The sequence below is a fragment of the Kitasatospora sp. NPDC096147 genome, assembly GCF_044763225.1.
Classification (GTDB): Bacteria; Actinomycetota; Actinomycetes; order Streptomycetales; family Streptomycetaceae; genus Kitasatospora.
In genome coordinates, this window is the sequence record NZ_JBIWFX010000010.1 from 156,558 (window position 1) to 169,156 (window position 12,599).

The following is a 12,599-nucleotide window of genomic DNA, read 5'->3' on the forward strand; positions in this document are numbered from 1 at the left end:
ACAGGCGGGCAGGCACGCGGGGGACGGCCCCCGAACCGTCGGGCAGGCGGCCGAGGACGGTCCCGCGACGAGTGGCGCGCTCCGCCCTGACCGGACGTCAGCCCCACGTCGGCGGCGCGGACTCCGGCACCCCGGCCGCCGGCCCGTCGGTACCGACCGCCACGGCCGGGCCCCGCCACCACCGGCCGGCCGACGGCCGGGCCACGATGCCTCCGGGCCCGGCTCCGCCGCCCTGCCCCCGCGACCCGGCCGGACATCCCGTGGGAGGTCAGCCCGAGCGGACCGCACCACCCTCGACCGGGGGTCGCACGCCCGCTGCCCTCCACCAGCCGTACCGGCCCCGCCGGACGGCCCGTCCGAGGTCGGCTCCGAGCGCTCGGGCACGCCTCCGGCCGGAGGCGTATCCCGTCCCCCGGCCCCGGGACCGCTCCGGGCCGACCCGGCGTCAGCCCTTCTGCTGCGAGCGGGCCTTGAAGGCCGCCTTGCGGGCCTCCTTGGCCACCGTCCGGTCCAGGTGCAGCTCGCCGATGGCCTCCAGCACGTCCGCCGTGTACGGGTGCTCCACCCGCCACAGCTCGCCGAAGAAGCTCGCCGGGTTCGCCGTCACCGGCAGCTCCGCGACCAGCCGCTGGAGCTCGCCCGCCTCGCCCTCGCTGGTGAGCAGCTGGGCCGCGAAGCCGTCCACCGCCGTCCAGAGCACCATCGAGCGCTCCGGCGCCACCACCTCCTGACCCTGCGCCAGCAGCCAGGCCCGGACCGCCCCGCCGAGCTCCGGATCGTCCTGCACCTCGACGGCCGCGCCCCGGGCCGGCTCGCCGATCAGCTCCAGGGTCTGCACCACCAGCAGCCGCCGCACCGGCCCGAACGCGTCCGTGCCCCGGGCCGCCGCCAGCAGCTCCGCCGCCGCCGCGGCCGGCTCCTTGCCCGCCAGCCAGATCAGCAGCTCCCGCTCGGGCAACACGTTGGCGGTCTCGGTGACCGCGCGCAGCACCGTCTCGGCGTCGCCCTTGGCCAGCTCGCCGACCAGCGGGGCGTCGTAGCCCTCCTCCAGCAGCCACTGCCGGACGCCGTACTGGCCCAGCGGGGTCAGCCGGACCAGGCCGAAGCGGGCCGACTCCTCCTCGCTGAGCTCCTCGTCCGCCCCGGCCGGGGAGTCCTCCTCCTCGAACAGCTCGGGGTCGATCGGGCGGTGCTCCAGCAGGCCCAGCTCGGCCAGGTCGGCCAGCATCGGGTCCAGCGTGACCATCAGGTCGGTGATGTCGCCGAGCAGTTCCTCGTCCGGCTCCTCGCCCTCCGGCACCACCAGCAGCGCGGCCAGCACCCCGAGCGGCACCGTCTCCTCACCCGGCTCGGCGAAGGCGGTGGTCTCGTAGAGCACCTGGAGCGCCTCGTCCAGCAGCTCGGCGGCGGCCTTGCGGGACTCCTCGACCGCGGCGAGCCGGTCCTCGTCCTCCTCGTCCGCGTCGCCGTCCTCGTCCTCCAGGTCCAGCGAGTCCGCCTCGGCGGCCAGCTCCCGGACGATCCCGGCGGCGGTCAGCCAGAGCTCCAGGACGGTCCCCTCGTCCCCCTGCTCGGCCGCCTCCAGGTCCGGCCCGGGGATGGCCACGTGCTCGCCGGCCTCGGTGGTGCCGACCTCCACCAGGTCCAGGTCGCAGGCCAGCGACCAGGCCCGGACCGCCTCGACCTCGGCCTCCTCGCCCTCGCCGAGGCCGATCAGCCGGGCGGCGGGCGCCCGGTCCGGCGGCAGCAGGTCGCCGAACTCGTCCACCGGGCGGTGCGGCGCGGTCCACCGGGCCAGCTTCAGCGCGTGGCCGATCAGCGGGACGGCCAGCGCCGCGTCGGCCAGCTCGCGGTCCGAGGGCAGCTCGACCGGCGGCACCAGGACCGCCGCGTCGTCCTCCTCCGGCTGGCCGTGCGCGGCGAAGGCGCCGTACAGGTCGGCGAGCTCGTAGTCGGCGGGCAGCAGGCTCTCGGCGGCCGGGCTGTCCGACGGGTTGTCAGGGGTGCTGCGTCGTCCGGCCATCGTGCTGAGCTCTCCCGGTGTGGCGGTGGTCACTGCCGACCGGATGGTGCCGGTCCGTCAACTCAGCGTAGCCGTCCGGCCCCCCGCCCGCCCGGGCCGCGCGCCGTACGCCCCCGCTCCGACCTCGGGGATCGTCCCCGGCGTCCGCCTTCTGACGCAGTCCTCCGGGTGACTTGCCGAAGTACCGGCGGAGTGGCGAAAGCGACACTCCCGTGGGCGATTTGCCACCCTTTCGAACACGTATCCTTCAGCAGGCGCGCGGTACCACAACCCCTGGACCGGCCCACGGGCAACGTCGCCCACCCCTTCTTTCCCCCCGCCCCACCAGGGCTCCGCCGGCAGGCCACCACCCCAGGCCCGGGCCGCCCTCGGTGGTGCCCGGCCACAGGAGACCCCTGCCATGGCGGACCTCTCCCCCGCCGGCGCCGGACTGGGCAGCCCCCAGTTCGAAGGACGCCGGCTCTCGGAGGCCCTGCTCCCCCTGGAGCTCGCACCACGCACGCAGCTCCAGCTCGCCTCGATCAGCCGCTGGAACGCGCTGCGCGGCGTCCGCGTCGGCCTGGTGGCCGCCTCCCTGCTCACCCTGCTGATCGGCGCCAACCTGGCCACCCCGATCTACCCGGTGCTGCAGCGTCAACTCGGCCTCACCGCGCTCGACACCACGATCCTCTTCACGGTCTACGTCTTCGCCCTGGTCCCGGTGCTGGCCGCCGTCGGCCACTGGTCCGACCACCTCGGCCGCCGGGCGATGATCCTCCCGGCCGTCGCGTTCGCCGCGGCCGGCGACGCGGTCTTCGCCACCGCCGGCAGCTTCTGGCAGCTGGCCCTCGGCCGTGCCGTCCAGGGCATCGCGGTCGGCGTCGCCACCGGCGCGGCCGGTGCCGCCCTCGGCGACCTGCTGCCCGACCACCAGACCCTGGCCGCCAAGCTCACCCTCGCCTGCTCGGCGGGCGGCGTGGCGATCGGCCCGGTGATCGGCTCGCTGCTCTCCTCCGGCGAGCACCCGCTGCTGACGCCGTTCCTGATCCACTCGATCGTGCTGCTCGCGCTCTGCGTGCCGCTCGCCCTGGTGCACCCGCGCAAGCCCGGCGGCCCCCGGCCCGCCGCCGCCCCGCCGCGCATCACCACCCCGGCCCACCTGCGGCCCCGCCGGCTGCGGCTGCCGCGCACCGGCCGCCGCGAGTTCCTGCTCGCGGCCGGCGCCGGCTTCGCCTCCTACGCGGTCTTCGGCGTCTACCTCAGCCTGGCCCCGGCCTTCTCCGCCAAGCTGCTCGGCACCAGCTCCTCGCTGATCGGCGCCGTGGTGGCCGCCCTGCTGCTCGGCTCCTCGGCCGTCGCCCAGCTGCTGATCCCGCCCACCACCGACCGGGTGGTGATCGCCATCGGCATGGCCGGGCTGGCCCTGGGCCTCGGCCTGGTGGTCACCGCCGCCTGGACCGGCACCGCCGCCCTGCTCTTCCTCGGCAGCGTCCTCGGCGGCGCCTGCCAGGGCGTCGCCTTCCGCTCCCTCTTCACCACCGCCGTCGCCGCGATGGACCCCGAACGCCGGGGCTCCGAGCTCTCCACCCTCTGGGTCATCGTCTACCTCGGCTCCTCCCTCCCCATCGTCGGAGTCGGCGCCCTGGTCCAGGCGTACGGCCTGCTCCCCGCCGTGTCCGCCTTCGTCGGCCTGGCGGCCCTCGCCTGCCTGGCCCTCGCCGGTGCGGTGCTTCGACGGCGCTGAGCCGTCAGGGGCGCGAGGAACCGCGCGCGTACGGAAGGCGGCCCAGCGGCAGCCGAACCGTCCGCAGCGGACCGGTCGCACCTGCGGCCGTTCCGCTGCGCGCAGTCCCCCGCGCCCCCGGGTGGCCGCGACCCGACGTCACGCCCGCACGAAGAAGGCCCGGCCTCCCCTCGCGGGGAAGCCGGGCCTTCGTGGTGACGCCGGGTCAGACGTTGAAGCCGAGGGCGCGGAGCTGGTCGCGGCCCTCGTCGGTGATCTTGTCGGGGCCCCACGGCGGCATCCAGACCCAGTTGATCCGCAGGTCCTGGACCAGGCCGTCGGTGGCGGTCTTGGCCTGGTCCTCGATCACGTCGGTGAGCGGGCAGGCGGCCGAGGTGAGGGTCATGTCGATGGTGGCGACGTCGCCCTCGTCGATGTGGATGCCGTAGATCAGGCCCAGGTTGACCACGTCGATGCCCAGCTCGGGGTCGACCACGTCCATCAGGGCCTCGGTGAGGTCCTCGACCGAGACCGTGCCGGCGGTGGTGCCGACGATCTGGACCGGGCCCTCGGTCGGCGTGGTGCCGGCCTCGGTGTCGCTCATGGGTGAATCCTCATCCAGTAGTTCAGTCGTTGACGGCGGGGTGCTCGGCGAGCGCCTGGGCGGTGGCGTCCTTCCAGGCCATCCAGCTGAGCAGCGCGCACTTCACCCGGGCGGGGAACTTGGAGACCCCGGCGAACGCGACCGCGTCCTCCAGGACCTCCTCGTCGCCCTCGGACTTGCCCTTGGACTGCATCAGCTCCAGGAAGGCCTCCTGGATCGCCTGGGCCTCGCCGACCGTCTTCCCGACCACCAGCTCGTTCAGCACCGAGGCGCTGGCCTGGCTGATCGAGCAGCCCTGGGAGTCGTAGGAGACGTCCGCGACCACCGGGCCGTCGAGCTTCACCCGGAGGGTGATCTCGTCGCCGCAGGTCGGGTTGACGTGGTGCACCTCGGCGTCGCCGTCGCGCAGGCCCTTGCCGTGCGGGTTCTTGTAGTGCTCCAGGATGATCTCCTGGTACATCGAGTCCAGCTTCATGCCGCGCTCACCCCTCAGCCGAAGAAGTTGCGGACGTGGTGCAGCCCGTCGATCAGGGCGTCCACCTCGCTCGGCGTGGAGTAGAGGTAGAACGAGGCCCGGGTGGTGGCCGGCACGCCGAAGCGCAGGCAGACCGGCCGCGCGCAGTGGTGGCCGACCCGGACCGCGATGCCCTGCTCGTCGAGCACCTGGCCGACGTCGTGCGGGTGGATGTCGCCGAGCGTGAAGGAGATCGCGGCGGCCCGGTCCACGGCGTTCCGCGGGCCGATGATCCGCAGGTCCGGGACCTCCAGCAGGCGCTGCACCGCGTACTCGGTGAGCGCGTGCTCGTGCGCGGCGATCCTGTCCATGCCGATGGCCGACAGGTAGTCGATGGCCGCCCCGAGGCCGACCGCCTGGGCGATCGGCGGGGTGCCGGCCTCGAACTTGTGCGGGGCCGGGGCGTAGGTCGAGGCGCCCATGGTGACGGTCTCGATCATCTCGCCGCCGCCGAGGAACGGCGGGAGGTCCTCCAGCAGCTCCTGACGGCCCCACAGCACGCCGATGCCGGTCGGGCCGCACATCTTGTGGCCGGTGAAGGCGACGAAGTCGGCCTCCAACGCCTGGACGTCCAGCACCATGTGCGGGGCCGCCTGCGAGGCGTCGATCAGCACCAGGGCGCCGACCGACTGGGCCTTGCGGACGATGGCCTCGACCGGGTTGACGGTGCCGAGCAGGTTGGAGACCAGCGTGAAGGAGACGATCTTCGTCTTCTCGGTGATCAGCTCGTCGATGTTCGAGAGGTCGAGCCGGCCCTCGTCGGTCAGGCCGAACCACTTCAGCTTCGCGCCGGTGCGCTGCGAGAGCAGCTGCCACGGCACGATGTTGGAGTGGTGCTCCATCTCGGTGATGACGATCTCCGAGTCGGCGTCCACCTTGTACGGCTCGTCGGCCCAACCCAGCATGTTGGCGACCAGGTTGAGGGACTCCGAGGCGTTCTTGGTGAAGATCACCTCATCCCGGCTCGGCGCGTTGACGAACGCCGCGACCTTGTCGCGGGCACCCTCGTAGAGCGCCGTGGCCTCTTCGGCGAGCACGTGCACACCGCGGTGCACGTTGGCGTTGTGCCGCTCGTAGTACGCGTTCAGCGCGTCCAGCACCTGGCGGGGCTTCTGCGAGGTCGCCGCGTTGTCCAGGTAGACCAGCTGCTTGTCGTCGTGCAGCACCCGCTGGAGGATCGGGAAGTCCTTGCGGACCGCGTCGCCGAACGCCTGGGCGTCCGCCAGGAGCCCGGTCAGCGCCGAGCCGGAATGATGGATCGTCACTCGGAAGCGCCGCCCTTCACGTATGCCTCGTAGCCCTCGTTCTCCAGCTTGTCGGCCAGCTCGGCGCCGCCGGACTCGACGATGCGGCCGCCCGCGAAGACGTGGACGTGGTCGGGCTTGATGTACCGCAGGATGCGGGTGTAGTGGGTGACCAGCAGGGTGCCGACCTCGCCGGTCGAGCGGACCCGGTTGATGCCCTCGGAGACGATCCGCAGCGCGTCGACGTCCAGGCCGGAGTCGGTCTCGTCGAGGATCGCGATCTTCGGCTTGAGCAGCTCCAGCTGGAGGATCTCGTGGCGCTTCTTCTCACCGCCGGAGAAGCCCTCGTTGACGTTCCGCTCGGCGAAGGCCGGGTCCATGGAGAGCGCGGACATCGCCTCCTTGACCTCCTTCACCCAGGTGCGCAGCTTGGGGGCCTCGCCGCGCACGGCGGTGGCGGCGGTGCGCAGGAAGTTGGAGACCGAGACGCCGGGGACCTCGACCGGGTACTGCATGGCGAGGAAGACGCCGGCCCGGGCGCGCTCGTCGACCGACATCTCCAGCACGTCCTCGCCGTCCAGCAGGACGGTGCCGCCGGTGACGGTGTACTTGGGGTGGCCGGCCAGCGAGTAGGCCAGGGTGGACTTGCCGGAGCCGTTCGGGCCCATGATCGCGTGCGTCTCGCCCTGCTTGACCGTCAGGTCGACGCCCTTGAGGATCTCGCGCGGGCCGTTCTCGGCGTCGACGGAGACGTGCAGGTCACGGATTTCAAGCGTTGCCATGTGTACTCAGGACTCCTGGTTGACGGAGACGAGCACATCGTCCCCTTCGATCTTCACGGGATAGACGGCGACCGGCTTGGTGGCGGGCAGACCGTTGGGCTTGCCGGTGCGCAGGTCGAAGCTGGAGCCGTGCAGCCAGCACTCGATCATGCAGTCCTCGACCTCGCCCTCGGAGAGCGACACGTTCGCGTGCGAGCAGATGTCGTTGATCGCGAACACCTCGCCCTCGGTGCGGACGACGGCGACCGGCACGCCGTTCAGCTCGACGCGCTTGGGGGTGTCCTCGGCCAGGTCGGCCAGCGCGCAGGCGCGGAGGAAGGCGCTCATCAGACCGCCGCTCCGAGCTCGGTCTCGATCTTCGCCATCAGGTGCTCCTGCACCTCCGGGACGCCGATCTGCTGGACCAGCTCGGCGAAGAAGCCGCGGACCACCAGACGGCGGGCCTCCTCGGCCGGGATGCCACGGGCCATCAGGTAGAACAGCTGCTCGTCGTCGAAGCGGCCGGTCGCCGAGGCGTGGCCGGCGCCGACGATCTCGCCGGTCTCGATCTCCAGGTTCGGGATCGAGTCCACCCGGGCGCCGTCGGTCAGCACCAGGTTGCGGTTGAGCTCGTAGGTGTCGGTGCCCTCGGCGGCGGCCCGGATCAGCACGTCGCCGACCCAGACGGCGTGCGCGTCCTGGCCCTGCAGCGCGCCCTTGTAGGTCACGTTGGAGCGGCAGTGCGGGGTGTCGTGGTCGACCACCAGGCGGTGCTCCAGGTGCTGGCCGGCGTCCGCGAAGTACAGGCCGTAGAGCTCGGCCTCGCCGCCGGGGGCGGCGTAGCGCACCCGCGGGTGCAGGCGGACCAGGTCGCCGCCGAAGGTCACCACGACCGACTTGAGCGAGGCGTCCCGGCCGACCAGGGCGGTGTGCTGGGCGGCGTGCACCGCGTCCCGCTCCCAGTCCTGGACGGAGACGAAGGTGAGCTTGGCGCCGTCGCCGAGCAGCAGCTCGACGTTGGCCGCCCGGGTGCCGGTGCCGGTGTGGTTGAGCACCACGACCGCCTCGGCGAACGGCTTGACCTCGACCACCAGGTGGGCGAAGGCGGTGCCGCCCTCGCCGTGCACGTCGATCCGCACCGGCTCGGTGAGCACCGCGTCCTTGGGGACGGTGACCACCAGCGCCTGCTGGAACGCGGAGTACGCCTGCGCGGCGACCCGGTCCACCGGCTTGCCGGCCTTGCCCAGGCGGGCGTCGTCGCGGCCGACGGTCTCGGCGGTGACGCCATCGGGCAGGCTCAGCTCGATCTTGTCCTGGCCCTGCGCGCCCTCGGCGGCGGTGCCGTCGTGCAGCCCGTTGAGGCGGTGCAGCGGGGTGAACCGCCAGTCCTCCTCGCGGCCGTGCGGCACCGGGAAGTCGTTGACGTCGTACGAGGGCTTGACCGCGACGCGGGCGTCGATCGGCTGCTGCACGGTGGCCCGGCCGGTGCCGGGGCCCGCGAGCTGGGCGCCGGCACCTGCGGTGCCGACCTCGATCGAACCGGCGGTGGTGGAGCCGGAAGTGTTCTGCTCAGCCATGGCTGTTCGTGGTGCTCTCTTCCTCAAATCGTGGGCGGGTCACGGTGACTGACGGGGCGTCAGCCGACCGATCCCTCCATCTGCAGCTCGATCAGCCGGTTGAGCTCCAGCGCGTACTCCATCGGCAGCTCGCGGGCGATCGGCTCCACGAAGCCACGGACGATCATCGCCATCGCCTCGAACTCGGTCATGCCACGGCTCATCAGGTAGAACAGCTGGTCCTCGGAGACCTTGGAGACCGTCGCCTCGTGGCCCATCGAGACGTCGTCCTCGCGGACGTCCACGTAGGGGTAGGTGTCCGAGCGGGAGATGGTGTCCACCAGCAGCGCGTCGCAGAGCACGTTGGACTTGGCGCCCTTCGAGCCCTCGCCGATCTCGATCAGACCGCGGTAGGAGGTCCGGCCGCCGCCGCGCGCCACCGACTTGGAGACGATGTTCGAGGAGGTGTTCGGCGCCATGTGCACCATCTTGGCGCCGGCGTCCTGGTGCTGGCCCTCGCCCGCGAAGGCGATCGACAGGGTCTCGCCCTTGGCGTGCTCGCCCATCAGGTAGACGGCCGGGTACTTCATGGTGACCTTGGAGCCGATGTTGCCGTCGACCCACTCCATGGTGGCGCCCTCGTAGGCGACGGCGCGCTTGGTCACCAGGTTGTAGACGTTGTTCGACCAGTTCTGGATGGTCGTGTAGCGGCAGCGGCCGCCCTTCTTCACGATGATCTCGACCACGGCGCTGTGCAGCGAGTCCGAGGAGTAGATCGGGGCGGTGCAGCCCTCGACGTAGTGGACGTAGGCGTCCTCGTCGACGATGATCAGCGTCCGCTCGAACTGGCCCATGTTCTCGGTGTTGATCCGGAAGTAGGCCTGCAGCGGGATCTCCACGTGCACGCCCTTCGGCACGTAGATGAACGAGCCGCCGGACCAGACCGCCGTGTTCAGCGCGGCGAACTTGTTGTCACCGGCCGGGATGACGGTGCCGAAGTACTCCCGGAAGAGCTCCGGGTGCTCCTTCAGCGCGGTGTCGGTGTCCATGAAGATCACGCCCTGAGCTTCCAGCTCTTCGTTGATCTGGTGGTACACCACCTCGGACTCGTACTGCGCGGCGACACCGGCGACCAGGCGCTGCTTCTCCGCCTCCGGGATGCCGAGCTTGTCGTACGTCGCCTTGATGTCGGCGGGCAGGTCCTCCCAGGAGGCCGCCTGCTTCTCGGTGGAGCGGACGAAGTACTTGATGTTGTCGAAGTCGATGCCGGTCAGGTCGGAGCCCCAGGTCGGCATGGGCTTCTTGCCGAACAGCTTGAGGCCCTTGAGACGCAGGTTGAGCATCCACTCGGACTCGGACTTCTTCTGCGAGATGTCGCGGACGACGTCCTCGCTCAGACCGCGCTTGGCGGCGGCACCGGCAGCGTCCGGGTCGGACCAGCCGTACTCGTAGGTGCCGAGGCCCTCGAGCTCCGGGTGCGAAACGGTGTCAGTCATGCGAGGTTCCTCCGCGCGGACGCAGGTGCTGGTGGAGTGGACGTACCGGCAGTCGGCACTGCACCGGGCAGCTGGCGGGCGCCAGTTGACGGTGCGGCACCGGATGCCGGCACATAGGTGGTGCAGACCCCGTCGCCGTGGGCGATGGTGGCCAGCCGTTGCACATGGGTGCCCAGGAGCTGGGAGAAGACTTCCGTCTCCGCCTCGCAGAGCTGGGGGAACTGCTCGGCGATGTGCGCGACCGGGCAGTGGTGCTGGCAGAGCTGGGCGCCGGCCGGGGCCTTGGGAGCCGCCGCCGACGGCACTCGCCGCACCGTGGCAGCGTACCCGTCGGCGCTGAGCGCGCGGGCCAGGGCCTCCGCCCGCTGGTCGGATCCGGCCGATTCGAGGGCGGCCCGGTACCGCTCGCCCTGGCTGCCGAAGCGGGCCCGGGCGAAGGCGGCGACCGCCTCCTCGCCCGCCTTGCCGCCACCGGCCGATTCGGAGATCCAGCGCAGCGCGTCGGCGGCCAACTGGTCGTACGCCTGGTAGAACGCGGACCGGCCGGCGTCGGTAAGGGCGAAGACCTTGGCCGGACGCCCCCGACCCCGGCTGCCGTAGACCCGCTGCTCGCGGGCCCCGACCAGCCCGGCGGCGGCCAGGCCGTCCAGGTGGCGGCGGACGGCGGCGGCGGTCAGGCCCAGCCGGCTGGCCAGGTCGGCCGCCGAGGAGGGGCCGTGGTCCAGGATCGAGCGGGCCACCCGGTCCCGGGTGGCCGGGTGGCCCTCCGGCTCCGGGGACGCGGGCACGGCGCGGCCGGGGGCCGCGTCGGCCTCCGGCAGCTCGCTGTGCTCGCGCATGTTTTTCACAACACGATTGTTGCGTAATTCGTTCCGCCTCTTCAAGCCGTGATCCAGGCCTCACCGATGACATCTGTCACGCAGGTAAGCCTTACCTGACCTGGGAATTGCGATCATCGAGGCCCGGTCCGAGCGGCCCCGTGAGCCCTCTTAGACTCAGCCGCATGCATAGCGAACCAGCGGTCCAGGTCACCGGGCTGGTGAAGAGGTACGGCCCGAAGACCGCCGTCGACGGCCTCGACCTGGTCATCTCCCGCGGCAGCGTGACGGCCGTACTCGGGCCGAATGGCGCCGGGAAGACCACCACCATCGAGACCTGCGAGGGATACCGCCGTCCGGATGCCGGCACCGTCCGGGTGCTCGGCCTCGACCCGGTGACCGAGGCCGCCGCGCTGCGGCCCCGGATCGGCGTGATGCTGCAGTCCGGCGGCGTGTACGCCGGCGCCCGCGCGGTCGAGATGCTCCGGCACACCGCGAAGCTGCACGCCCACCCGCTGGACGTGGACGCGCTGGTCGAGCGGCTCGGCCTCGGCTCCTGCGGCCGGACGGCCTACCGCCGGCTCTCCGGCGGGCAGCAGCAGCGGCTCGCGCTGGCGATGGCCGTGGTCGGCCGCCCCGAGCTGGTCTTCCTGGACGAGCCCACCGCCGGGCTGGACCCGCAGGCCCGCCGGGCCACCTGGGAGCTGGTCCGCGACCTGCGCCGGGACGGCGTGACCGTCGTCCTGACCACCCATCACCTGGACGAGGCCGAGGAGCTGGCCGACCGGGTGGCGATCGTGGACGCCGGGAAGGTGATCGCCGAGGGCACCGTGGAGCAGCTCTGCCGGGGCGGCTCGGAGTCCGCCCTGCACTTCGAGGCCGCCCCCGGCCTCGACCTCGGCGGCCTGCGCAAGGCGCTGCCGGACGGTGCCCACGCCACCGAGACCTCCCCGGGCTCGTACCGGGTGGAGGCTCCGCTGGACCCGGCGCTGCCGGCCACCGTGACCGCCTGGTGCGCCTCGGTGGGCGTGCTGCCGGAGAAGCTGACGGTGCGTCGGCGCAGCCTCGAAGACGTCTTCCTCGAACTGACCGGACGGGACCTGCGATGACCACCTACGAGCCGATGCCGGGCGCCGCCCCGGTCGGGCGGATGCTGCTGGCGCAGACCGCGTTCGAGACGAAGATGCTGCTGCGCAACGGTGAGCAGCTGCTGCTCACCGTGGTGATCCCGACCGTGCTGCTGGTGCTGTTCTCCGCCGTGGACGTGGTGGACGTGGAGGGGCCCGGCAAGCGGGTGGACTTCCTGGCCCCCGGGCTGCTGGCGCTGGCGGTGATGTCCACCGCCTTCACCGGGCAGGCGATCGCCACCGGCTTCGAGCGGCGCTACGGCGTGCTCAAGCGCCTGGGCGCCAGCCCGCTGCCGCGCTGGGCGCTGATGACCGCCAAGACCGGCTGCGTGCTGGTGACCGAGGTGCTCCAGGTGGCGCTGCTCTCGGTGATCGCGCTGGCCCTGGGCTGGTCACCGCAGGGCAGCCCGCTCGCGGTGGCCGCGCTGCTGCTGCTCGGCACCGCCGCCTTCTCGGGCCTCGGCCTGCTGATGGCCGGCACGCTGCGGGCGGAGGCCACCCTGGCGGCGGCCAACCTGGTCTTCGTCCTGCTGCTGCTGGCCGGCGGCGTGGTGGTGCCGCTGTCGAAGTTCCCGGAGGCGGTGCGGCCGGTGCTGGAGCTGCTGCCGATCAGCGCGCTCTCGGACGGGCTGCGCGGGGTGCTCCAGCACGGCGCCGGGATGCCCTGGGCGGACCTGGGCATCCTCGGCGCCTGGGCGGTGCTGGGGCTGGGCCTGGCGGCCCGGTACTTCCGCTGGGAGTGAGCCCGCGGGCC

At 72.3% G+C, this 12,599-nt stretch carries 12 protein-coding genes; 3 read left to right on the forward strand and 9 right to left on the reverse strand.

The window, feature by feature from the left end; translation table 11 throughout:
- Window positions 1–445 precede the first annotated feature (445 nt).
- Window positions 446–2,056: a hypothetical protein gene (locus ACIRBX_RS27840; RefSeq protein WP_402300638.1), complete on the reverse strand. Its 1,611-nt coding sequence runs from the start codon at window positions 2,054–2,056 to the stop codon at window positions 446–448.
- Window positions 2,057–2,423: 367 nt separating this feature from the next.
- On the opposite strand from ACIRBX_RS27840, the gene ACIRBX_RS27845 reads away from it, so the two are divergent.
- Entirely contained in the window at window positions 2,424–3,746 is a 1,323-nt protein-coding gene (locus tag ACIRBX_RS27845) for an MFS transporter (protein ID WP_402300639.1), read from the forward strand.
- Between the two features lie 205 nt (window positions 3,747–3,951).
- Here the strand turns inward: ACIRBX_RS27845 and ACIRBX_RS27850 are convergent, their stop codons facing one another.
- The 8 genes from ACIRBX_RS27850 to ACIRBX_RS27885 are packed head-to-tail and all read right to left on the reverse strand — an operon-like array spanning window position 3,952 to window position 10,739.
- Complete coding sequence (locus tag ACIRBX_RS27850; protein WP_402300641.1) at window positions 3,952–4,329, reverse strand: metal-sulfur cluster assembly factor; 378 nt, start codon at window positions 4,327–4,329, stop codon at window positions 3,952–3,954.
- 22 nt (window positions 4,330–4,351) lie between these two features.
- Window positions 4,352–4,804 (reverse strand): Fe-S cluster assembly sulfur transfer protein SufU, encoded by a 453-nt coding sequence (gene sufU, locus ACIRBX_RS27855; protein ID WP_402300643.1) that lies wholly within the window; start codon window positions 4,802–4,804, stop codon window positions 4,352–4,354.
- A gap of 14 nt (window positions 4,805–4,818) precedes the next feature.
- The gene (locus tag ACIRBX_RS27860) at window positions 4,819–6,069 is read right to left on the reverse strand and encodes a cysteine desulfurase (RefSeq protein WP_402300804.1); all 1,251 of its coding nucleotides are present in this window, start codon (window positions 6,067–6,069) and stop codon (window positions 4,819–4,821) included.
- 35 nt (window positions 6,070–6,104) lie between these two features.
- Complete coding sequence (gene sufC, locus ACIRBX_RS27865) at window positions 6,105–6,869, reverse strand: Fe-S cluster assembly ATPase SufC (protein WP_402300645.1); 765 nt, start codon at window positions 6,867–6,869, stop codon at window positions 6,105–6,107.
- A 6-nt stretch (window positions 6,870–6,875) separates the two neighbouring features.
- Window positions 6,876–7,196 carry a bifunctional 3-phenylpropionate/cinnamic acid dioxygenase ferredoxin subunit gene (locus ACIRBX_RS27870; RefSeq protein ID WP_402300647.1) on the reverse strand — a complete coding sequence of 107 codons (321 nt, stop codon included), beginning with the start codon at window positions 7,194–7,196 and terminating at the stop codon, window positions 6,876–6,878.
- A complete protein-coding gene (sufD, locus tag ACIRBX_RS27875) occupies window positions 7,196–8,425 on the reverse strand; it encodes a Fe-S cluster assembly protein SufD (protein ID WP_402300648.1) in 1,230 nt (409 codons plus the stop codon). Before sufD ends, ACIRBX_RS27870 begins: the two co-directional genes overlap by 1 nt.
- A gap of 59 nt (window positions 8,426–8,484) precedes the next feature.
- A complete protein-coding gene (gene sufB, locus ACIRBX_RS27880; protein ID WP_402300651.1) occupies window positions 8,485–9,900 on the reverse strand; it encodes a Fe-S cluster assembly protein SufB in 1,416 nt (471 codons plus the stop codon).
- The gene (locus ACIRBX_RS27885; protein ID WP_402300653.1) at window positions 9,897–10,739 is read right to left on the reverse strand and encodes a helix-turn-helix transcriptional regulator; all 843 of its coding nucleotides are present in this window, start codon (window positions 10,737–10,739) and stop codon (window positions 9,897–9,899) included. The genes sufB and ACIRBX_RS27885 overlap by 4 nt, the downstream gene beginning before the upstream one ends.
- Window positions 10,740–10,903: 164 nt before the next feature.
- On the opposite strand from ACIRBX_RS27885, the gene ACIRBX_RS27890 reads away from it, so the two are divergent.
- Together ACIRBX_RS27890 and ACIRBX_RS27895 are read left to right on the forward strand one after the other, a co-directional pair.
- Complete coding sequence (locus ACIRBX_RS27890; RefSeq protein ID WP_402300655.1) at window positions 10,904–11,827, forward strand: ABC transporter ATP-binding protein; 924 nt, start codon at window positions 10,904–10,906, stop codon at window positions 11,825–11,827.
- Window positions 11,824–12,588 (forward strand): ABC transporter permease, encoded by a 765-nt coding sequence (locus ACIRBX_RS27895; RefSeq protein ID WP_402300657.1) that lies wholly within the window; start codon window positions 11,824–11,826, stop codon window positions 12,586–12,588. Before ACIRBX_RS27890 ends, ACIRBX_RS27895 begins: the two co-directional genes overlap by 4 nt.
- The last annotated feature ends 11 nt before the right edge of the window (window positions 12,589–12,599 follow it).